Below are 22,622 nucleotides of genomic sequence, written 5' to 3'. Positions count from 1 at the left end.
ACCTTTTTACACACATAAAATATTAGATCGATAGATATCCCTATGTCGTCCGTGCAAAAAAATAAAATACTCGTAGCCAATATTGGAAGTACTTCGTTCAAATTCGTTGTATTTTCGATGCCCGATGAGACTTTCCTCTGTAAAGGAGGGGTGGAACGGATTGGTTCGCAGGACGGTATCTATTCTTATCAAAAGATGGGCGGGATAGCGCAGAAGAAAACCTGTCCGATTCCAGATTATCCGACCGCCATTCATATGGCTTTTGAATCCATGATGGATACCGAGGAAGGTGTGATTACCTCCATGGACGAAGTCAAAGCGATTGGGTTCAAACCGGTAATGGCCAAGGGAATCAGTGGGACTGTGGAAATGACCGAGGATGTGCTCAAGGCCATGGAGGAAATCTATACCCTCCTGCCCGCGCATAATCCGCCGTATGTAAATGCGGTGCGTCTTTTTCAGAAGGACTATCCAGAGATTCCCTGTGTCGGTACATTCGAAACAGCCTTCTACGACCATGTTCCCGAGCAGAATACCCGATTTGCCATTCCTCAAGAGTGGCATGATAAATACGGGATTCGCCGCAACGGGTTCCATGGAGCCAGCCACCGGTTTGTGACTGAGCGTGCCGCCGAGATTTTAGGTGCGGGCAATTTGCGGATGATTTCCTGCCATTTGGGGGGGAGTTCATCGATTGCTGCGGTCAAGGGTGGTGTGGCTGTGGATTCGAGTTGGGGAATGACACCGCAGAGTGGTTTGCCCCAAAATAACCGTGTCGGTGACTTTGATAGCTTTGCACTGATCTACCTGATCCGCGACCTGGGTTTGGGCGTGGAAAAAGTAGAGCAAATGCTCATGAAAGAAGCCGGACTCAAAGGAATGGCGGGCACACCCACAGGGGATTTGCGCGATGTCTTGAAGGCTGCTGATGAAGGAAGCGTGGATGCGCAAATGGCACTGAAAGTCCTGGTGAAGAATATTCGGAATTATATCGGTCAATTCCTTGTCGAGCTTGGTGGTTGTGATGTATTGATCTTCACAGCCGGTATTGCCGAAAATAACCCTTGGCTGCGTGAAGCAATTTGCGCGGGTCTCGACGGGCTCGGGATTGAGCTCGACTTAGAAACTAATAAAACAGCACCCAAAACGGAAGTAACGCTCTCGAAGCCTTCGAGTAAAACGCGCATCATGTTGATCCCGACATCGGAAGAAACGATTATCGCGCGGAATGCTTGGAAGCTTCTGCATCAATAATAGAACTAAATTTTTAACCAACTTAAAAAACAAAAATAGGAAAACAAAAATATGTCACAACAAGCATTAGGATTCATTGAAACACGTGGGCTCGTCGCATTGGTCGAGGCTACCGACGCGATGCTCAAAAGCGCGAATGTTAAACTCGTGGGTTACCAACAAGTCGGTAACGCCATGGTCACGAGCGTTGTCACCGGTGATGTCGCCGCTGTTAAAGCCGCAACAGAGGCTGGTCGTACAGCCGCCGCCGCTATTGGTGGAGAAATTATTACCACCAGCGTGATTCCCCGTCCTCATGACGAAATCCTGGGTATACTCCCCAAGACAAAATAATTTAAGCCAGTATAACCTGAGGCAGTTTGCGGGATGGAGTGGGTGGTCCGGTGTTAACGGATGATTCATTACGCCTTCATCTGCATAGAAGGAAAAGTATTATGATCCTAGCCAAAGTCGAGGGCGCGCTGGTCGCGACCAAGAAGAATGAAAAAATGACCGGGCAGAAACTGCTCGTCGTGCGTCCTGTCACTGCTGAAGGGCCGGACGCTAAGGAATTCAAAGCTTCATCATCGACAATCGTGGTGACGGATAGCCTCGGGGCCGGCGTGGGTGAGCTCGTGCTTGTTGTGCAAGGAAGCTCCGCCCGTCTGGCCGCCAAGGATAAGGATACACCCGTCGATGCTGTCATTATCGGCATCGTCGACGCGGTCGATCTCCATGGACGTGAAATATACAAGAATAAGTAGAACGATAATGCCGTTTGATCAGGATGAAAATCGATTATGAACACACAAATTAATGATGATACAATCGCAAGGGTGGTTCAACAGGTGTTGGCAAGTTTGGGAGCTGGTGCTCCACAGGCGACTCCCGCTACGCCGGTCTCCAGTATACCGGTGAGTGCCGGTGGATACGGTGTGTACCCCACGATGGAAGAAGCCATTGCCGCTGCTGATGTTTCTTTTCAAAAGCTCCAGGCCGCCGGGGTCGAAGCCCGTAAAAAAGCGATTAATGTCATCCGTAAACTCTGTGTGCAAAATGCCCAAGAGTGGGGCCGGATTGAGTTCGAAGAAACCAAAATAGGGCGCTTGGATCATAAAATCGAGAAGCTGGGCATTTGTGGTGATTTGGTTCCAGGTGTGGAATTCCTCAAACACGACGCTTTCAGTGGTGATCACGGGTTAACAGTGATCGAATATACGCCATGGGGCGTGATCGGGGCGATTACCCCGTCGACCCACAGTGTTCCTACCATTACGGGCAATGCGATTAATATGATTGCTGCGGGGAACACGATTGTTTTTAACTGTCATCCGAGTGCGGCAAAATGTGCGGCCATTGCCTTGCGTGTTTACAACCGTGAAATCGAAAAGGTCACAGGGATCAGCGATATGTTGTCTATGGTGGAGAAACCAACTCTTGAATCCTTTAATACCATGTGCAAGAGCCCGTTTGTCCGTTTGCTCTGCGTTACAGGCGGCCCTGCGGTAGTCAAAGCAGCCATGGCATCAGGAAAACGTGCCGTTTGTGCCGGTCCGGGAAATCCCCCTGTCGTCGTGGATGAAACCGCAAACCTCGATCAGGCGGCCTCGGCAATCATCCAAGGAGCTTCTTATGATAACAATTTGCTCTGCATCGGCGAAAAGGAAGTTTTTGTGGTGGAGAAAGTAGCCGACGCCTTGATTGCCGCCCTCAAGAAACACGGGGCAGTCCAATTAAATGCAGCCCAAATCGAAAAACTCACCCAAGAAGCTTTTGTATTCCCCGAAGGCCAAGGCGCGGGTTGCGCTCATCCGAGTGTGAATCGCAAGCTCGTGGGAGCCGATGCTTCAGTATTGGCTAAAATTGCAGGGCTAGATGTGCCAGCATCGACACAGTTACTTTTTGGGGTGACCCCTGAAGATCATATCTTTGTGGAAGAAGAGCAGATGATGCCCTTTATCCCGATTGTACGGGTAAAGAATTTTGACGATGCGGTGGCCGCAGCGGTTCGTGCCGAGCATGGTTATAAACACACAGCCATCATTCATTCCCAGAATGTCGTCAATATGACGAAAATGGCTCAAGCCGTAGATACGACACTTTACATCAAGAACGGTCCGAGCATGACAGGTTTGGGTTTGGGAGGTGAAGGTTTTCTGAGCTTTAGTATCGCGACCCCGACGGGAGAAGGAGTCACCACACCGATGACATTCACCCGCAGCCGTCGCTGTGTCATGGTCGATCAACTCAAGATTTATTGATTAACGAATGAAAATCGCACGGATAGAAGGTTATGCAACAGCCGAGGTGAAACATGTTTCACTCGAGGGGTGGCGTCTGATGATTGCACAACCTCTTTCCTATGACGATTTTAATGACGGGGCTCCGCAACTGGTGATTGATACTTTTGGAGCTGGGATCGGATCAAAAGTCATTATTTCCAGTGACGGCTCGGAAGCCCGGAAAATTGTCGGTAGTGAACTCAGTCCTGCCCGTTGGGCGGTGCTGGGGGTAATTGACGACGGAGTGAATTTAAACGCATGAGATTTGGAACAGTCATAGGCCGCGTGGTCTTGTCGAGACGGCATGAAAGTTATGTCGGTGAGAGGCTTTTGCTGGTAGCGCCTTGGAAACAGGAGCGTTTTGCTGGTGAGAAGAAAGCGACCGACTTTGCCATTGTTGTTTATGACGAGTTAGGAGCCAGTCAGGGGCAGACGATCGCCATCAGTGAAGGCCGTGAGGCTGCCTGCCCTTTCGACCCGGCTCGGCCTGTGGATGCCTATTGTGCGGGTCTCATCGATGAATATTTTTATCAAGGAAAAACATACCAGGAATAATAAATTATGAAACTCTTCACAGAAAAAGATGCGATGCAATTTGCCTCCACCGGCAAAAAAGAATTTACTGTTCTAGCGGGGGTTATCGTTACTCCCGGGGCCAAAGATGTTTTTTCTGAAAATCAGATTAAAATTATTGTCTCCGCGCAAATTGCCCAGAGTGGCGTAAGTGTTTCGGCATCTTCGTCTTCTGATCCTGTTCAGGCAATGTTTTTTTCGGAAGAAGCCGAACGCGTCAAAAAAGAGATTTGTGAAATGGGTCGCCGGCTCTGGACTCGTGAATATGTTGACGGGAACGGGGGGAATATTTCTTACCGTATCGGACAGAATCAAGTCCTTTGTACCCCGACATTGGTGAGTAAGGGATTTATGACTCCGGATATGATTTGTATGGTGGATCTGGAAGGGAATCAAATTGCCGGTTCCAGTAAACGCACGAGTGAAATCACGACCCATCTAGCCCTTTATAAGGGGAACTCAAATGCTAAAGCCGTCGTCCATGCCCACCCGGTTCATGCCACAGCTTTCGCCATAGCCGGAATCGAGCCTCCCGCTTGTTTGATTCCCGAATATGAGGTTTTTGTGGGGCGCGCTCCCTTGGCCCCTTATAAGACACCCGGCGGGAAAGAAATGGCCGAGATCATCCAGCCATTGGCGGCCGAACACCAATCAATCCTGATGGGCAACCACGGGGTTATTTGTTGGGGATTTGGGGTGGAAGATGCTTATTGGAAAATGGAAATCACGGATGCTTATTGCCGTACCCTTTTGAATGCCATGCCGTTAAAGGGTGACAGCACGATTCCGAGTGATGAAGTGGGTAAATTGCTTGAACTCCGGAGTAAACTCGGGATGCCAGATCCCCGGGAGGGATTAAAGCCGGTGCAACTCTGTGAAGTTGATCCGTGGGAAGTCTTGCGTGGTAAAACGGCGACAGGCTCTTGCGGGTGCAAGACCGGGAACGAATCGGCCAAAGCAGCAGAAGTGGAAGTGCCAGAAGAAGCGGTTCAAAAAATCACTAATGAGATCATGAAAGCTTTTGGCGGAAAATAAGGATGCTTTGAGAAATGGTGCGTGTGAATACGGACTCGGGAAAATTTTATATTTATCAATAAACGGGAGAAAAAGATTATGAGTTTAAAAGTCGGAATCATCGGTGCAGGGGGACGTGTCGGCAGTTGTGCGGCTTTTGCCTTGCAGTGCGGCGGGATTGTTAAAGAAATTGCTCTCTTGGATGCGAATGTGGCGACTGCTGAGGGTGAGGCCTTGGATTTGTTGCATGGGGCGGCATTTTGTGGTGACCAGAAAATATACTCCTGTGGATACGAGCAAATGGCGCAGTGTAATATGATTGTCATTACGGCAGGACTGCGCCGTAAACCGGACGAATCACGCCTCGACCTGATTAACCGGAATGTTTCTCTTTTTCTCCAAATTCTTGAAAGTTTAAAGGCAGCCCGTCTCCGTGATGATGCTTATATTTTTGTGGTCAGTAATCCTGTCGATATCCTGACGCAACTTGCCCTACAAAAACTCGGGCTTCCAGAGTCACGCGTTATTGGTCTGGGGACCATGCTCGATACCTCAAGGTTTTGCTCGTTAATCGCTGCTGAACTCAATCTGCCGGCAACCCAGGTTCGCGCCCTGATCTTGGGTGAACATGGTGACTCCATGATTCCCGTGTGGTCCTCAGCGACTGTAGACGGGATTTCACTCGCAAATTTCCCAGGGATGACGCCTCAGCTCCAGACAAAGCTTTTTGAACGCACTAAAGGCAGTGGAGCCGAGGTGATCAGTCGTAAAGGTGGAGCAGGTTGGGCCGTGGGAGTCGCCATCAAGGTCGTGGTGGAAGCGATTGCCCTTGACCGGAAAGCAATCCTGCCGGTGTCGAGCTACATGCGCGGGGAATACGGGATTCGGGATATTTGTCTGAGTGTACCCACCATCGTCGGTCGAGGCGGGGCTGAAAAGCGGATCGAGGTTGAACTCTGGCCTAAAGAGCTCAATGGACTCCAAGCATCAGCCAAGGCTCTGAAAGACACATTGGCTAAGGTTAAAGCATAGTTTTTTCTTTGGATTGAATCATATTTATGGATGAAGAAAAACAAATCAAAAAGCATCAGAACATAGCACTCTTGGCTTCTGTTCTTTCGATTATCTTTTTGGTTGTTACTCCTCTTTTGATAGGACATAGAGGGGATAATGGAAAAATGAATATTTCCGCCCTAATCTCACCATTTTTATTATTCCTTCCGTTCGCAATATTATCTCGAAAATATGGCAAAAAAGCCAAGACCTTGATATGTAATGATGCAAAACGGGCACAAAAATATCACTTAGATTTAAAACAGACTAGGATCATTGTCTGTGTATCGATATTTTCTATATTCATGCTGGTTCTTGCTGAAAACCATTATCACTGGAGCAATTCAATATTTCTCTTTTCAAGCCTGTTGATTGCTTTGCTGAGTGCAGTAATAGGTTTTCTAATACGTAAAAGGATAAAAAATCAGCAATTAGGACTTGGAAATTAATTATCAGGAATTTTTTATGAATAAATCACTTGATCAAAAACTCGCTGAAATCAGGCAGAATCCTCATTCCAGCAAGGCCTTTATTATTGCCGATGCGAAGGACGCCGATATGGCTTTTGGGGCTGCGGCGCCTGGACCCAAAGCGGGGCAATCACCTGAAGCTTATGCGAAGGGTGAGGCCCATTTCAAATCATTGGAAGAATACCGCCAGCAGATCAGGGAGGTGATCAAACAGGGGTTTGTTGATATCATGTTGGCTTCTGCCTCAAATATCGAGCAGTTAGCCATGAAAGAGGGGTTATTCCAGAATTCTCACATTACTCCTGCTGCTCGTGCAAATGATACAACAGATATCTGGGTGGTGAGGGGGAGCCAATACATCAAACAAGCTTCACAACCCTTCCGTACGGCTTCGATAGACCATATCCAATGCGGGAAAGTAGAGTGTGGCGAAGGTGAGGATGTGACGGGGGCAAATCTCGGGTTGTATTCAGTGACATTTACCAATGATGTCGACCGAGACAAGTATTCATTGTGTGCCTTCAAAACATTTCGCGAGGAAGCCGAGAGAAAAGGTTTTAAATATTTTCTTGAGGTTTTCGACCCGAATATTGATGCCGGAGTCTCGGATGAAAAACTCGGCAGCTTTATCAATGACCATATCATCCGTTCCCTAGCCGGAGTAACCTCCGCTGGACGTCCCCAGTTCCTCAAGATCGTCTATCATGGGCCGAAGGCCATGGAGGAACTTGTTTCTTATGACCCGCAGCTTGTAGCCGGTATTCTCGGTGGAGGAGCAGGAACGACTTATGATGCCTTTAAACTGATCTCTGAAGCACAAAAGTACGGGGCACGTGTGGCGCTCTTTGGGCGTAAGATCAATATGGCCGAACATCAACTCGCCTTTATCCAGTTCCTCCGCTTGATAGTGGAAGGGAAGATTACGCCTGAAGAGGCTGTTAAAGCCTATCATGGAGTCCTGCAAGGAATGGGGATCCAGCCACATCGCAGCCTTCAAGATGATCTACAGTTACAAACGGGTGTCATGAGTTATGGTGGGGGGGGATCTACTGTGACGGTCGCAAAACCATCTGTTGCTTCTCAATCTAATCCAGCCAAATCCATTGCCCAGACCGTGACAATCCAAGCCCCGGTACAGCAATCGAAAATAGCTGGAAATCTCGGTCGTAACATAGTGATTACACCAAAACAAAACACCATCAAAAACTCGCAAGAACGCGAGGAGAATGTAGCCAAGGTGAATGTGCAACTTGCACGCCTGAAAAAATTACTCGGTGAGTAGATAATATCTCTCGTGAGATTTATTTTTATTTGTTAAAATTCTAATATGTCAAAACAGATCAATAGTGATGATATCTTTGATGCTTTCCAATCCCTAGCAAAGGATAATGTAGAGCTCCTTCCGGTTCAGTTTAAAAGCAGGGTAACAGGTGCACAATACGAGCCTTTATATAATTTAATACACAAGTATGTGGCGGAAAATAGCCGAGTTTTGGATTGGGGATGTGGGAATGGACATTTTAGTTATTTTGCCGTGAAGTGCGGATTCCAGACACATGCATATTCTTTCGCAAATGAAGCTCTCATTAGATTTCTAGAGGAGAATTTTTCATCCAGTTTTGAATATAGTACGGCTCGCGATGCTGATCCTGTTAATCTGCCATTTACTGCCGAATCATATAATGTCGTGACAAGTGTAGGGGTGTTAGAGCATGTGAGAGAAACAGGCGGAGATGAAAGAGCCAGTATGAAAGAGATTAATCGTGTGCTGATTCCAGGGGGGCTTTTTATTTGCGGCCACTTTCCCAATAAGTATAGTTATATCGAAAAAATCAACTCCAAGATACCCGCGCAACATCATCATGTTTATAAGTATATAAGGGCTGATATAGAGGAGTTCTGTAATGATACGGGGTTTGAAATTCTTGAGACTGGGCGTTATGGGTTTATACCTAGGAACTGTTGGAATCGTCTGCCTGTACGGATGAGTCAGTCTAATACGGTATCTGCTACAGTCAGGTACTTTGACACGATATTTAAATATCTTTTCCCGAGGTACTGTCAAAACCATTATTTTGTTGCTCAAAAAAAATAAAACATCATTGATTCAAGTAGTGCTTCATTTAAAGTCATCACGTGATTTACGAGAAAATACTCAGACCGATTTTTTTTAGACAAGATCCGGAGGATATTCATCACCGAGTGATGCGGCTTTTAGAATTGTTTGGCCCTACATTTTTAATGCAGTCTATGGTGGCACCATTTGCCCGGGGGGCGGGGAAACCGGTAGAGGTATTCGGCCTGAATTTTCCTAATCCCGTCGGGCTCGCTGCTGGTTTTGATAAAAACGCAGTTGCGATTCCCGCATGGCAGGCATTGGGGTTTGGGTTTGTGGAGATCGGTACAGTGACTGCCAAGGGACAGCCGGGCAATGAGCGTCCGAGGCTTTTTAGGATTCCTTCAGAGGGTGCTGTGATTAACCGGATGGGATTTAATAATGAGGGTGCTGAGCAAATTGCGCAGCGGCTGCATAAACTGCATGAGAGTTTTAACCTTCGGATTCCACTCGGGATTAACCTTGGGAAAAGTAAGGTAACACCGCTAGAAGAGGCTGCGAGCGATTATCTTTTTTCTTTTACTGAACTTTACGGTGAAGGGGATTATTTTGTGGTCAATGTGAGTTCCCCTAATACACCGGGATTGAGGCAGCTTCAGGACAAGGAACACTTGAGCGCGATATTTTCGGTTCTTCAGAAAAAAAATAAGGAACTCGGAGGAAAACCCATCCTTGTCAAGATCGCCCCTGATCTGGAATGGTCACAGCTTGACGAGGTATTAGAGGTAGTGGAGGAACAGGCCATATCGGGGGTGATCGCTACAAATACGACCATTTCACGCAATTTGCTCGTGCAGCCGGATACGGCAAGGGCACGTGAAACAGGGGGCCTAAGTGGCAAACCGTTAAAAAATAGGTCGACGGCGGTTATCCGTTATATTGTGGAAAAGACACTAGGGAAACTTCCAGTGATTGGGGCGGGAGGTGTTTTTACTGCGGATGATGCGAAGGAAAAACTGGATGCGGGCGCTCAATTGATCCAAGTGTACACAGGGTTTATTTACGAAGGTCCTTTTATCGCCCGTAAAATTATTGGCAAATTATGATTTTAAAATGGTTCAAGAAACGGAAAAGAATTGCCCTCCTAAAAGAACCATTTCCCCAGAATTGGCTGCAGATTCTGGAAAATAATGTCGCGTTATATTCATTGGTCAGTAAGGCAGAACAATCCCATTTGCAGAGTATCATGAGGATTTTTATCTCTGAAAAAAATTGGGAGGGGTGTAATGGACAAGAAATCAATGATGAGATAAAAGTTACGATAGCAGGGAATGTGTCAGTAATGCTTTTGGCAATGAAACATGATTACTTTAGCCATATGGCATCCGTTTTAGTCTATCCCTCCGGGTATCAAAATCCGGCTGAACGAAAAGCAAGAAATGGCGTGATTATGGAAGGTAATAGTGCGCGTTTGGGGGAGGCATGGGAGCATGGGCCTGTCGTCTTAGCATGGGATTGTGTCTTGGAGCAAAGTAGGGATCCTTATCCCGGAAGGAATGTAGTGGTCCATGAATTCGCCCATCAACTTGATTTCATGAATGGTTTTGCGGATGGCACTCCATTGCTTAAATCTAAAGCACAATACATTGAATGGCATGCTGTTATGAAGGATGAGTACGAAAGATTGGTGGAGGACAGTATTCATGGGCGTGTAACTCTCCTTGATGATTATGCTGCGACAAACCCCGCAGAATTTTTTGCGGTTGCTTCCGAATGTTTTTTTGAGAACCCCTTACAAATGGCGCATAAACATCATAAGCTTTACGATGTACTCAAGGGGTATTACAGACAAGATACAGCCATGCGAATGAGCCATAAAAGACAAAAAGAGAAGCTGTAAAGTCAATTATTTTTATGTTATTTTTAACTATATTGATAGAAATGAGAATTTTTAGTTGCAGTGATCTAAACGATTGATTATAAAGCGCGGTTCGTCCATGTGTCAGTTTTTATAAAAAGACATGGCGATTTGACGAAATCAAAAAGGAGAAGTGTTATAAAAGATAATTATAATCGGGGTTTCTACCGTGGGAACAGTAACCAGTTTTCAACACGTGTGAATGGTAGGATTCGTGTTCCGGAAGTACGCGTCATTGATGATCAGGGAAATATGATGGGTATTATGAATACCCGTGATGCCTTGACGCTGGCACAACAAAGAGGGGTGGATCTGGTGGAGATTTCACCAAATGCAGTGCCTCCGGTATGTAAGATCGTTGATTTTGGTAAGTATAAATATGAGGAGGAGAAGAAGCTTAAGGATGCTAAAAAGCATCAGACTGCTTCTAAGGTGAAAGAACTTAAGTTTCACATCAATATCGCCTCGCATGATTATACGACAAAAATCAACCATGCCATTGAATTTTTAGAAGATGGTGACAAGGTGAAGTTGATTGTTGAATTGAGGCGCCGCGAGATGTCCCACCGGGAGCTCGGAATGGGGCTGATGCAGCAAATCAAGACTGATTTAACAGAATTTGGAAATTTGGAGGCGGAGCCAAAGGCAATCGGACGTAATATTCTGATGTTTTATAATCCGCTTCCTGCGAATCAACGTGAGAAATTAAAAAAAGAACATCACGAGATCCATCATAATGATGGGGAGTTAGTGAAAAGCATAATTGAAAAAGTCTTAGTTCGTAAACTGGATAAACCCCAGACTGGAACTGAAAAAGAATTTAAGAATAGCCCATTTGACAGGGTTAAAACATAAAGTTAAGGAAAAGTAAGAAAAGGAATAAAAGTATGCCCCGTCCAATCGCCAGACGAAAGACAAAGAAATCTGTTGCTAAACGCTTTAAAGTGACAGGAACCGGAAAAGTATTACGCCGTAAAAGCGGCAAACGCCACCTTCTTGCAGGTAAAAATGCAAAAAGGAAAAGCCGCTTGTCCAAAGCAGCACTAGTGCACAAAACTGATGTTTACCGCATCAAATCAAATTTACCTTTCGCTTAAAGATAAATTCTGATATTTAAATTTTAAGAGATATAAAAAAAGAGGATATAAAGTATGTCAAGAGCCACTAACGCACCCGCCAGCCGGGCCCGTCGTAAACGTGTGATAGAAAAAGCCAAAGGTTTCCGCGGACGTCGCAGTAAACTTTTCCGTTATGCTAAAGACGCCATCATGAAAGGCCAGTCATGGTCTTATCGTGATCGTAAAGTAAAAAAACGGGATTTTCGTAATTTATGGGTCGTCCGTATCAATGCGGCTACCCGTGCCGCAGGGATCACCTACAGCCGTTTTATTGAAGCATTAAAAGTACTGAAGATTGAACTCGATCGCAAGGTTTTGGCTGATTTGGCTGTGAATGACCCTAAGGCTTTCGCTACAATTATTGAACAGGCTAAATCCGTGCCGGCAAAAACGGCAAAAGCATAATTGTCTCAAAGAAATATTTTATTAAAGGCCCGTTTATACGGGCCTTTTTTTGTTTTTTTATAATATCAGGTAAACTCCCATCAGAAAAGGCGTGACCTTTTTGTCGGTAAATTGTTTTATGAATGAGTATGGTTGAAGATTTGAATCAATTACGCAGCGAAATAATCACAGCTTTGAATAATGTGAATGACCAAGCATCATTGGAAGAGGTCAGAATAAAATATCTGAGCAGGAGTGGATCTTTGCCCCGTTTGCTTGAAGGATTAAAGGATGTTTCTAAGGAGGATAAACCTTTAGTGGGCAAATTGGCAAATGAAGTAAAAACTGCGGTGACAGAAGCCTTTGAAGGCAAAAAAGAGTTTTTAACACGTCCCCATGTCGACTATTCTGGGTTCGACGTTTCTCTGTCAGTACAAAGACTACCCTCAGGAACAGTCCATCCGATTAACGGGACAATTCAGGAGATTTCGCGTATTTTTGGGGCGATAGGCTTTAGTCTTGCAGAAGGGCCTGATATTGAGACTGAATTCTATAATTTTGATGCATTAAATACCCCGGCTGATCATCCTGCACGAAATGAACAAGATACTTTCTATATTGATGGTCAAATTAGTGATGAAAAGTTAGGAAGGCATTTATTAAGAACACAGACATCTCCCGTGCAAATCAGGACGATGCAGAACACCAAGCCTCCAGTGAGGATTATTGCTCCCGGATCATGTTTCCGCAGGGATAACCCTGATGCCACCCATGCGCTCATGTTTCACCAAATTGAAGGCCTTTACGTTGATGAAAATGTCAGTCTTGCGGATTTAAAAGGGACAATGGAATATTTTTTTAGGGAATTACTAGGGAAAAACACAAAGGTTCGTTTCCGCCCCCATTTTTTTCCTTTTACAGAGCCGAGCTTTGAAATTGACTTCAGTATTCCTGGTAAAAAAATCAGGGGTAAAGAATGGTTGGAAATTGCCGGATGTGGATTGGTTCATCCTCACGTATTTGAATCTGTGGGTTATGATCCTGAAATATACACGGGGTTTGCCTTTGGAATGGGAGTCGAAAGAATTGCAATGATGCTTTATGGAATTGAAGATATCCGCTGGTTTAGTGAAAATAATAGCCAATTTCTTTCTCAGTTATCAATATAAACAAGTTTGATTATAAGCCTATTTCAGTCATATTTAAAGGTAATTATGAGCGATTACGACTACATGGATCCCCGAAAAAAAGTTCATCGAAAGTGGAGACGTCGCTATCGTATTAAAATATTTGCGAAAAGTTTGGCTTTCTTGTTTATTGCCGCATGCCTCGTGGTATTTGGATACCGGGCCTTCCAATACTATAAATCATTTAACCAGTACGATGATTATCCTATGACGGCGCCGGGGGTAGAACCCTCTAGAACCTCCCCGTCGGAACCATTTAAATTACCTACCGCCGCCTACGGGGAGAAAATTGACTTGGACAATGGAATACATGCAACCTTAGAAAAAGTAAATGTAACCAAGAATGGGGCCAGATTTAATGTTACCGCGAGTTTTTCGGTCGATAATTTAAGCGACGAAGACTTTCGTATAAATCCTAATTCTGTGGAATTAATTGATGGCAGGGGGTACACGTATTTTAAAGAAGCTGATAAACCAGAGGATAAAAGACAAGTGGGACGTCTCCTTGCGCCAGCAAAAAAACAATCTGATATTGAAATTGCCTTTTTTGTAGACCACTATGCTATATATAACCAGTTCTCCTTGCTGGTTGGAGGGAAAAGAATCCAGATAAAAGCTGAAGGAGACCCATCTACAAAATTCATTTTGGGAGAGACTGTGACATTTAATACAACACAGTGGTGATGGATTATTTAACAGCTAATTTAATCGTAATGAATTTACGTAAAAACTGATGGAAATTTATGCTGATATTGTTATTGACTCAAATTTCAGATATGGTTTAAATATTAATGTCTCAAATTTCAAATATGGTTTGATTGCTAATGTCACAAACACAAAAACTATACAAAACGATGAAACCGACCAAATTACTGTCTAAGTTATATATTTCTATTTTAGGAATAATTACTTGTTTTATTTGCTCTTCAGTAGTTATACAAGCAAAACCATTACAGGTAGGCGTATTAAGTATTAGGCCCCACATAGACCAGACGGCCAACTACAATGATAATATTTTCATTTCTAATACAAATCGTGTGAGTGCTTGGAGTTTTAATACACAGCCAGGGGTTCAAATCAGCGTAGGACAAACTGAGGCCTTAAAACTCAGTATGGATTATACGGCTTCAATAGTAAATTTTGTAGATCAACAAAGCCAGGATAACTGGGGAAATAACCTGACATTTACACAAGCATCGGTTTTTAACCGTTTTACTATTTCATCATTTCTGAATTATAATTTTTCAACGGGTGCAAATACATTAGTTGGTGAGTATATACCCAGTGGGAATCTTAATTCAGGAATTACAAGTATTTGGAGACTTTCAGAAAAATTTACATTAAGCACATATTTCAATCATCAGTTCAATAACTTTACTAGTTTCGGTTTGGTGGATAATGCCCAGAATGTTATTGGAGCGAGTCTTGGATATTCGTTCGACGAATTAACAACATTCAACCTTTTTGGAAACTGGTCTAATAATACTGTTAGCCAAGGCCAAGATATCAATGGATACAATGTGGGTGTAGGAATAAATAGGGTCTTTAATACCACTTATTCAGGATTTTTTAATGTTGGTTATGCTGTAAATGCAATTAATAATGTATTCCAAGGGAATCAAACTTTCGAGACGGCTAACGTAACAACCGGACAACAAGGTGGTACTTTAAGTCGTGTTGCTCCTAGTAATGATAGTCGAGGTGGCACCATCGGCGCAGGTATATCTGCTAATACAGGAAAATTGACGAGCACAGCTAGTGGAACAGCTTTTATAGGCGATTCAAAGGATTCAATTGGGGGGGGGAGTCAGTCGTTTTCATTTACATGTGGTGCAAATTTTTCTTATGCGATTACAACAAAAACAACAGCTAGTTTAAATGTTTACAGATCAATTAACCAATCAATTACTGAAGTTAATAATATGTATTATAATACAGGCACAAATTTAACACTCTCCCAAAAAATCACACAAAAGTTAACGGCGAGTGCATTCTTTAACTGGAATAATGTTGATTTTCAAAATCCTGTAAATTATGTGGGTATAGGAAATGTAGCACGTAATGACAATAACTACACGGCAGGAGTAAATTTAACATATCTCCTTCAAGAGTGGTTGAGGATTTATGGTGGTTATCAGTACAATGTCAATGAATCTAATGTTTCAAATTTCAGTTTTACACAAAATCAGGTTACCATTGGTATTGGAGCATCATTCTAATACCAGTAACTATTGATGGCATTCCATTATAATGCACAAAAAAATATTTTTATCTGTAGTATACATCTTAGCTTGTACCTTAAATTCCAATTATCTGTTATTTGCTCAGCAAGGGAATTTTAGTCAAGCTCCTCCCGGTATAAATTCAGCTGGTAATGCTCCTCCCCCTCCAAAACAACAACAACAAAATAATTCCGGTAACCCACTCATTAATGCATCTGAAACAACGGATATTATTTCAGCAAATTCAGGTGGTGAGCAGAGTATAGTGCAATCTGGAATAGCTGTTAATGACAATTATGTCATTCGCGGTGGAGATATTATTTCGGTGACGGTGATTAATGAACCTGAGTTGAGTGTCCGAGGTATTCGCGTAACTTCCGAAGGCATGATTCTATTACCCTTACTAAATGAGGTAAGAGTATTAGGATTAACATTACAGAGATCGAGGGAATCAATAACTTCGCAGCTAAAGAAGGATTATCTCGTTAACCCACAAGTGGTAGTGGCTTTAGAGGGAACCTCACAAAATGAATATATCATGAGAGGCCAAATTGGTGGAGTAGGGGTGAATCAAATTCCAACTGACGGCAAAATTACATTACTCAAAGCGATATATAGCAGAGGTGGTCCTACTAAAGTAGCAAATATCAAAAGGATTCGGATTACCAGAAGTGGTAAAATGACTGAATATAATTTAATAAAAATCCAAAAGGGTGAAAGCACTGATCCTGAAATATTACCCGGTGATATAATAGAAGTTCCCGAGAACTTTTTTTAATTATTAGGGTTTATTTCTATTAACTAAACCTTTCCTGTCTCATGCCTGATATACCCAATGATCCAAAAAAGAATACTTCCAGTCGTGAGACAAATCCGGCTTATCATACGAACTCAGGTTATGGAGGTTATGGATACGGATATACAGGGGCTTACGGTTATAATAAGGCTAATGAGTCAAGTACACAAACAATCAAAGAATATTTCGGGATATTCTGGCGGCGCAAATGGCTTATCTTGTTTGTTTTTTTAGTGGTCAGTATTTCATGTGCAGAGTATGTAAGACGCGAAATAAAAATATATCGTGCAACATCTGTTATCCGGATTGAACCGGGGCAGTATCAAGTAGTTGATATTAAACAAGTGGTTTCTTCGTCTCTCACACCGCAATACATCAATACGCAGGTGAGAGTTATCGGTAGCAGGGAACTTATTCAAAGGGTAGTCAGGGTTTTAAATCTGGATGCAGATAAGGATTTTCCAGTAGGGATTGTGCCGAAAAAATATCAAAATAAGCCAATTAGCCGAGTTGATTTAGTATTAAGTTGTCTCAGAGTGGCGCCTGAGAGAGAAACAAATTTAATCAATATCATGGTGGATCACCCAAATCCACAAATCGCTATGGAGATTGCGAATACTGTCGCTAAGGAGTATCAACGATACAGCTCGGAAAGTGTCCTTTCTGTCAGTTTTGCTGCTGCAAAATGGTTAAAGGATCAAGTTGATGATTTGAAAACAAAAGCTGAGGCATCTGAAAAGAAGTTATTAGAATACCGGGAGAAATTTGATGCAGATGCGTTGGATGAGAGACAAAATATTGTTTTAGATAATCTTAAAAATGCGAATACTCGTTTGAATTCTGCAAAATCTGAAAGATTATCATCACAGAATGTTTGGGAACAACTCGCCCCTATTCAGGACGATTCACAAAAATTATTAGAATCACCTTTTATTTCAAATTATCCTGAAGTAGTTCGGGCCGAAAAAGAGATTAATGATCTGGAGCTTTACATTTTAAGTTTATCCAGAAGATACAAAGAAAAACATCCAAGAATGATTGATGCGGAATTCCAATTAAAGCAAAAAAAAGATGGTTTAAACCGAGCCATGAAAGAGGCATTAAATACAGCCAAAATTCGACTCGATCAATCAGAAATAAATGTAAAGGTACTGACTGATGAGTACAAAAAATTCGAAGAGGATCAAAGAAATTTAGATCGATTAAAAGTGCAATATAGTACCCTCCAAAGAGAATCGAATATTAATCGTACACTTCTCGATTCATTGACTCAGAGATTAAAAGAAACCGAACTCACAGGAGGCTTAAATCCGAGTAATGTTACAATCCATGACTGGGCAGGTAAGCCTAATAAGCCAATTAAGCCCGAAACGGTGAAAGTAATTATTATGGGAATGCTTGGGGGGGCATTATTGGGGTTAGGTTTGGCTTTTGGTCTTCATTTTCTCGACGATAAAATCAAGGGTCAATTTGATATTGAGACATATCTCCAACTGCCCCTGTTGGGTGTTATTCCCAAGGTTAAAAGGAGTCGTAAATATTCGATGGATATGATTGCTATTGAGGATAAGAATTCGATTGCATCTGAAGCCATTAGGGGATTAAGAGCATCTTTGCGTTTACGCTCTGATTTTGACAATCTTCGTTGTATTATGACGACAAGTACTATTCCCTCTGAAGGGAAATCATTTATTAGCTCGAATTTAGCGATTGCATTTGCCCAGAATAATATGGCGACATTAGTAATAGACGGGGATCTCAGGCGTCCGAGTTTACATGCTGGATTTAAAATACCTAATAATATAGGATTAGGTAACTATTTAAATGGGGAATGTGAGTGGAAGGATGCAATTGTAGATACTCCGCAACCAAATCTTCATCTCATGACGGCAGGTACTAACCGTGTGGATCCTGCAGAACTTTTAGGGTCACCAAAAATGGGTGAGTTTATTGTCGATTTAATGAATTATTATGACCGTGTAATTATTGATTCTACTCCTCTTACGGCAGTTAGTGATGCACTTTCTTTGGTGCCTTGGGTACAGGGAATTATATATGTTCTCAAGTGTGCGACAATCAAGAGAGGAATGGCTATGAGCTGTGTTCAGCGATTAACATCAGTTTCAGCTCCGGTTTTAGGCGTCGTCCTCAATCAGGTAAATAAACTGGAGGCACAAGATTATTATTATACGCAAAAGTATTATACATCCTATATTGGCTCAGAAAAGTAATGAAAAATACGCTTGAAGAAATTAAAAAGACGGGCTTTAAAGAGTCAATTCTTTATAGAAGTATTGGCAAGCTAGATTTATTACTCCTTATTATACTATGTTCTGTTGTCCTCTATCTGTTTTTGATTAAAAATTATTATATCCTTTCTAATGGACAAACCGTTTCTGTCACTGGCTGGTTATGGCATGCTTGGGGGACGGATCCTGATTCCGAACATGGAATGATTGTCCCCCTTATATCTTTGGGATTAATTTGGTGGAAGAAAGATGACTTATATCCACTGTATCTCAAACGGGGATTCCACTATGTTGGATTAATTCTTTTGGGGAGCTTTTTTTATATATTGGGTAATGGGGGTGGTGTCTCATTGTTTGGCCCAGTGGCCCTGATCATTTGGATACTTGGAGTTATCGGGTTTATCGGTGGGAATACTCTTTTTTTAAAATTACTTTTCCCTGTTGGATTTCTTCTTTTCATGGTTCCGTGGTCTTTAATCGGTGGGGACACAATTACTGTTCCATTAAGACATTTAATGGTCAATATCGTGATACCACTACTGAATTTAATTGGGATTCATGTAGTAAAAGTAGGAACAGCTATCCTGTCAGCGCCAGACCCTGTATTAGGTATCCCTGCAGGGAAATTATTCGGATTAGATGTGGATAATCCATGCAGTGGGTTGAGATCACTCTTTGCCTTGGCGATGATTACAGCTCTATTTTCTAACCTGACACAACCAACACAACTGAAGAAATGGTTATTATTTGCATGTGTTTTTCCATTGGCAATCCTAGGAAATACAATGCGTATCATGATGCTAACAATCGGTTCCTATTTTTTTGGGACAGAGTTTGCCGTAGGAATAGGTAATGAGATATCATTTTTTCATATGTTTGCCGGGTATATGGTCTATATTTCAGCATTAGGATGTATGTTTTTAATCAGTTATTTAATGAATTTGACACCGGAGCAAATTTTACGTTTGAAACGGTTGTTTTTATTTAAAAAGATTTCGACTTCCCATTCTTAATATAATTCGTCATTTATAACGGGGTGAAAATTGGAATATTTCTACCTAATGCGACATTTGATTTTCCAGGCACACCTGAGGTAGGTGGGATTGAGGTATATGCCATGGACTTGGGCGAGGCCCTATTAGCATTAGGGCACGATGTGACTCTTTTTGGGGGGGAACCCAAGGAAGGAAAAGTCCACCGAAAAGTGATGATGCGCCTTCGCTTAGCGCCTTATTGGGAAACAAAAGATATTCCGAAGTTGGGGACAAGATTCAGGAAGTTGGTTCAAAGGTTGCATTTCGCCTATCAGAGTAGGCATTCAATCAAACAAGAACATTGTGATATCATGTTTGTATTCAAACCATATGATTTTATTAGTGCAAGATTTTGGAAAATGGGAAATCCTCATTTGTGTGTAGTCATGAATTATCAGGGAAAGGATTTCTTTCCGACGGATAATTTCTGGAAGAAATCAATAGATTGGGAGTATGCTTGCAGTGATGATAATGCGGCATTAGTAGTTAATCGCTATGGGAATCGTCCGGATGTTTTGACAAACGGAGTTGATACAAATTTCTTTTCCCTTCGTAAAGACAAAGTATTCGATAAACATGTAGTGAGTGTAGGGCGTTTAGTGGGTTGGAAAGGTTTACACTCCATGGCGGAAGCATTATTGCAATTACCCGGGTGGAAATGGACAATTGCAGGTGAAGGTCCCGAAAAAGAAAAGCTATTTGATTTTGCCAAAAAAAATAATATTCAACACAGGATCAGTTTTCGGGGTGCATTAGATACAATACAACTCAGAGAGCACTTTGCCTCTGCGGATATTATGGTGCAGCCCAGCATTGATTTTGATGCGTGTCCGACTTCTGTTTTGCAGGCCCTTTCTTCAGGAGTCCCCATCATCCTCTCTGACAAGGTAGGATTGGCCAAAGATATTTTAGCCCACCACTCAGGTTTTGTTTTTGAGTCGAGTAATGTAAAAGAAATGGTTCACCGATTTATGTCTTTCGAGCAGATATCATTGGACGAAAAAAATAAAATCGCCTTGTCAGCGAGATTATTAGCAGAAAAAAACTATTCGTTGTGCAATATGGCACGGACAATCAGCGACCGCTTGGAGATTCTCTTGAAGAAAAAGGGCCCGTTATGAAAATACTCCTTGGGTCAGGTACACCTGAGCAACTTGGCCGAGGGATTTACGGTGCTTTCAAGGAATCAGGTTGGGAAGTATTCCACATCGATACCTCGCCTGAGTCCCCCTATTACAAAACATTTATCAAACCGATAAGAAAGGTGATTAATGCACTTAGGATACAAAGATCTCCAAGTACTTTTGAAACATGGAGCATCTCAAACATAAACTGGCGAAGTAACCGTTGGTTACAGGCGATAAAAGAAATTCAACCGGATGTGGTTTTACATGTTTGGGGTCACCGTATCTCAGAGCCCGTGATGATTGAAGCTTGTAAAATCGCCCCCCACATCTGCTGGATGATTGAGGCTAAAGACCGTCTTTCAACTCCCATGGATTATTGCGTGAAAGGATATTATAAACATCTGATTGTTTATGCCCAAAATTATCTTAAAATAATTGAAAAGCGTGGGGTCTCTGCCCACTATCTGCCTCATTTTTCCCCCTTTTCCACGTTGAATCTGACAAATGGGGATCGAACACGGAAATATGACTGGGTATTTTTAGGAAGTCATTCCCCCTGGCGTGAGAAGTGTCTTTTAGAGGTAATGTCAGTATTTCCTAATGGCTTTATCTTGGGACCAAGATGGAAACATGCATTAAGGAAATCAAAAACATGTAAGGGGAAAATTATTGACGGATATTTGGGGGGGGCTGAATCACTTCGTTATTATCAGGATTCATTTGTAGGACTTGATATTCCTTCAAAGAGGGACTGGACCGAAAATGGTGTTACCATGCGTATTCCTGAGTTAATCGCTTCAGGAGTACATGTTCTGACCCAAGAAAATCCTGAGATTAGAATTTTGCCCTATTTCCATGAAAAGTGCTTCACAATATTTAAGGATTTTGATGATCTTATCTCGTCTATGGGAACAGCATTAAAAACATCGCGGGAGATGAATAACGAAGAGAGAATGTTGTTTGCGAAAAGCGCCACGGGATATCAATCTCTCATTGGACTAGTTGCACAAATTGCAAACAAAGGGGAATCTCCTTCCAAAATAATTGAATTCTTATAGGGTATCCGGATGAAATTAGCGGCCATCATGCTTGTATTCAAGGAAGAGCACTTTTTAAGGGCTAGTATTGAGGCTGTTTATGGGCATGTAGATGCTATTTGCTGTGCAACCATGTATGATAGGAACCTGAAGGGTAGCGGGGTAGAGCCTGATGACAGTTTGAATGTGCTCCTGTCTGTTGCTGATCCGCTCAATAAACTAAGATTAGTCCTCCAGCGGGATGTCTCTGACTTGCCTGGGATTGATGCTGCAGCGAAACTCCGTAATGCAGCAATGCAACTTGCTCCAGATGCCGATTATTATTTAATTATTGATAGCGATGAAATCTGGACAAAAGATATATTGGAGAAATCATGGGAGGAGGTTCAAAGGACACACCATGCCGGATATAGGGTTTATAGTCATACTTATTTTAAAACATGGAATTTCAGGGTAGTGGAACCTGGGGAAGGTTATCGTCCTTTTGTATTCCTGAGAAACGGCTTTCTATTTCATGAGGACCGACAAGTATCGTGGAAGGGAATACCTAGGTTAAAAGAGTATCTAAGAACAGGGAGAAAACCTAAAACCGTTTATTTTCCGAAAGAATGGCGCATGCATCATGGTTCTTGCGTCGGAGGAGATGAAAGGATTTTGACAAAGCTGAAGAATTACAGTCATGCCGACCTGATCGATCCAACCTGGTTTGACCGTGTATGGAAGAATTTTACCCCGGACATTCAGAATTTTCATTATTACCCCGGCACGGGGTATTTGTATGAAAGTTTGGAGACAATTCCATTTGATGAATTACCAATAGAAATTACCGCGCAAAAATGGCCGGATGGATGGATAGGCAAGTAAGAAAA

At 42.6% G+C, this 22,622-nt stretch carries 25 protein-coding genes; all 25 read left to right on the top strand.

Features of this window, described 5'->3' with window-relative positions; all coding sequences use genetic code 11:
• Nucleotides 1–42: 42 nt before the first annotated feature.
• The 25 genes from SGI98_05590 (at nt 43) to SGI98_05470 (ending at nt 22,617) form a co-directional block, all read left to right on the top strand.
• On the top strand, nt 43–1,254 hold the full coding sequence (locus SGI98_05590) for an acetate/propionate family kinase (protein MDZ4742876.1): 1,212 nt from the start codon (nt 43–45) through the stop codon (nt 1,252–1,254).
• A gap of 51 nt (nt 1,255–1,305) precedes the next feature.
• Nucleotides 1,306–1,587: a BMC domain-containing protein gene (locus SGI98_05585; GenBank protein ID MDZ4742875.1), complete on the top strand. Its 282-nt coding sequence runs from the start codon at nt 1,306–1,308 to the stop codon at nt 1,585–1,587.
• Nucleotides 1,588–1,688: 101 nt separating this feature from the next.
• Entirely contained in the window at nt 1,689–1,997 is a 309-nt protein-coding gene (locus tag SGI98_05580; GenBank protein ID MDZ4742874.1) for a EutN/CcmL family microcompartment protein, read from the top strand.
• 36 nt (nt 1,998–2,033) lie between these two features.
• Nucleotides 2,034–3,494, top strand: a complete 1,461-nt coding sequence (locus SGI98_05575; GenBank protein ID MDZ4742873.1) for an aldehyde dehydrogenase family protein — start codon at nt 2,034–2,036, stop codon at nt 3,492–3,494.
• A gap of 7 nt (nt 3,495–3,501) precedes the next feature.
• The gene (locus SGI98_05570) at nt 3,502–3,777 is read left to right on the top strand and encodes a EutN/CcmL family microcompartment protein (protein ID MDZ4742872.1); all 276 of its coding nucleotides are present in this window, start codon (nt 3,502–3,504) and stop codon (nt 3,775–3,777) included.
• Entirely contained in the window at nt 3,774–4,070 is a 297-nt protein-coding gene (locus SGI98_05565) for a EutN/CcmL family microcompartment protein (protein MDZ4742871.1), read from the top strand. Before SGI98_05570 ends, SGI98_05565 begins: the two co-directional genes overlap by 4 nt.
• A 6-nt stretch (nt 4,071–4,076) precedes the next feature.
• On the top strand, nt 4,077–5,123 hold the full coding sequence (locus SGI98_05560) for a class II aldolase/adducin family protein (protein ID MDZ4742870.1): 1,047 nt from the start codon (nt 4,077–4,079) through the stop codon (nt 5,121–5,123).
• A gap of 78 nt (nt 5,124–5,201) precedes the next feature.
• Nucleotides 5,202–6,134, top strand: a complete 933-nt coding sequence (locus SGI98_05555) for a lactate/malate dehydrogenase family protein (protein MDZ4742869.1) — start codon at nt 5,202–5,204, stop codon at nt 6,132–6,134.
• 26 nt (nt 6,135–6,160) lie between these two features.
• Complete coding sequence (locus SGI98_05550; protein MDZ4742868.1) at nt 6,161–6,604, top strand: hypothetical protein; 444 nt, start codon at nt 6,161–6,163, stop codon at nt 6,602–6,604.
• A gap of 16 nt (nt 6,605–6,620) precedes the next feature.
• The gene (locus SGI98_05545; GenBank protein ID MDZ4742867.1) at nt 6,621–7,907 is read left to right on the top strand and encodes a hypothetical protein; all 1,287 of its coding nucleotides are present in this window, start codon (nt 6,621–6,623) and stop codon (nt 7,905–7,907) included.
• Nucleotides 7,908–7,952: 45 nt separating this feature from the next.
• Nucleotides 7,953–8,720 carry a class I SAM-dependent methyltransferase gene (locus SGI98_05540; protein MDZ4742866.1) on the top strand — a complete coding sequence of 256 codons (768 nt, stop codon included), beginning with the start codon at nt 7,953–7,955 and terminating at the stop codon, nt 8,718–8,720.
• A gap of 41 nt (nt 8,721–8,761) precedes the next feature.
• Nucleotides 8,762–9,787, top strand: coding sequence for a quinone-dependent dihydroorotate dehydrogenase (locus tag SGI98_05535; protein ID MDZ4742865.1), 1,026 nt, complete (start codon nt 8,762–8,764; stop codon nt 9,785–9,787).
• Nucleotides 9,784–10,581, top strand: a complete 798-nt coding sequence (locus SGI98_05530) for a zinc-dependent peptidase (GenBank protein ID MDZ4742864.1) — start codon at nt 9,784–9,786, stop codon at nt 10,579–10,581. The genes SGI98_05535 and SGI98_05530 overlap by 4 nt, the downstream gene beginning before the upstream one ends.
• 99 nt (nt 10,582–10,680) lie before the next feature.
• Nucleotides 10,681–11,454 (top strand): translation initiation factor IF-3, encoded by a 774-nt coding sequence (gene infC, locus SGI98_05525; GenBank protein ID MDZ4742863.1) that lies wholly within the window; start codon nt 10,681–10,683, stop codon nt 11,452–11,454.
• 44 nt (nt 11,455–11,498) lie between these two features.
• Nucleotides 11,499–11,696: a 50S ribosomal protein L35 gene (gene rpmI / locus SGI98_05520; GenBank protein ID MDZ4742862.1), complete on the top strand. Its 198-nt coding sequence runs from the start codon at nt 11,499–11,501 to the stop codon at nt 11,694–11,696.
• Between the two features lie 54 nt (nt 11,697–11,750).
• A complete protein-coding gene (gene rplT / locus SGI98_05515) occupies nt 11,751–12,122 on the top strand; it encodes a 50S ribosomal protein L20 (protein ID MDZ4742861.1) in 372 nt (123 codons plus the stop codon).
• 122 nt (nt 12,123–12,244) lie between these two features.
• Entirely contained in the window at nt 12,245–13,270 is a 1,026-nt protein-coding gene (pheS, locus tag SGI98_05510) for a phenylalanine--tRNA ligase subunit alpha (protein MDZ4742860.1), read from the top strand.
• A gap of 45 nt (nt 13,271–13,315) precedes the next feature.
• Complete coding sequence (locus SGI98_05505) at nt 13,316–13,972, top strand: hypothetical protein (GenBank protein ID MDZ4742859.1); 657 nt, start codon at nt 13,316–13,318, stop codon at nt 13,970–13,972.
• 170 nt (nt 13,973–14,142) lie between these two features.
• On the top strand, nt 14,143–15,507 hold the full coding sequence (locus tag SGI98_05500) for an outer membrane beta-barrel protein (protein ID MDZ4742858.1): 1,365 nt from the start codon (nt 14,143–14,145) through the stop codon (nt 15,505–15,507).
• Nucleotides 15,508–15,538: 31 nt separating this feature from the next.
• On the top strand, nt 15,539–16,288 hold the full coding sequence (locus tag SGI98_05495; GenBank protein ID MDZ4742857.1) for a polysaccharide biosynthesis/export family protein: 750 nt from the start codon (nt 15,539–15,541) through the stop codon (nt 16,286–16,288).
• Between the two features lie 41 nt (nt 16,289–16,329).
• Complete coding sequence (locus tag SGI98_05490) at nt 16,330–18,537, top strand: polysaccharide biosynthesis tyrosine autokinase (protein MDZ4742856.1); 2,208 nt, start codon at nt 16,330–16,332, stop codon at nt 18,535–18,537.
• Nucleotides 18,537–19,568 carry an exosortase/archaeosortase family protein gene (locus SGI98_05485; protein ID MDZ4742855.1) on the top strand — a complete coding sequence of 344 codons (1,032 nt, stop codon included), beginning with the start codon at nt 18,537–18,539 and terminating at the stop codon, nt 19,566–19,568. The genes SGI98_05490 and SGI98_05485 overlap by 1 nt, the downstream gene beginning before the upstream one ends.
• Before the next feature lie 23 nt (nt 19,569–19,591).
• Complete coding sequence (locus tag SGI98_05480) at nt 19,592–20,710, top strand: glycosyltransferase family 4 protein (protein MDZ4742854.1); 1,119 nt, start codon at nt 19,592–19,594, stop codon at nt 20,708–20,710.
• Complete coding sequence (locus SGI98_05475; protein ID MDZ4742853.1) at nt 20,707–21,774, top strand: hypothetical protein; 1,068 nt, start codon at nt 20,707–20,709, stop codon at nt 21,772–21,774. The genes SGI98_05480 and SGI98_05475 overlap by 4 nt, the downstream gene beginning before the upstream one ends.
• Before the next feature lie 9 nt (nt 21,775–21,783).
• Nucleotides 21,784–22,617: a hypothetical protein gene (locus tag SGI98_05470; GenBank protein MDZ4742852.1), complete on the top strand. Its 834-nt coding sequence runs from the start codon at nt 21,784–21,786 to the stop codon at nt 22,615–22,617.
• The last annotated feature ends 5 nt before the right edge of the window (nt 22,618–22,622 follow it).

Source organism: Verrucomicrobiota bacterium (genome assembly GCA_034440155.1).
Classification (GTDB): domain Bacteria; phylum Verrucomicrobiota; class Verrucomicrobiia; order JAWXBN01; family JAWXBN01; genus JAWXBN01.
This window is presented reverse-complemented; position numbering and strand designations above follow the sequence as displayed.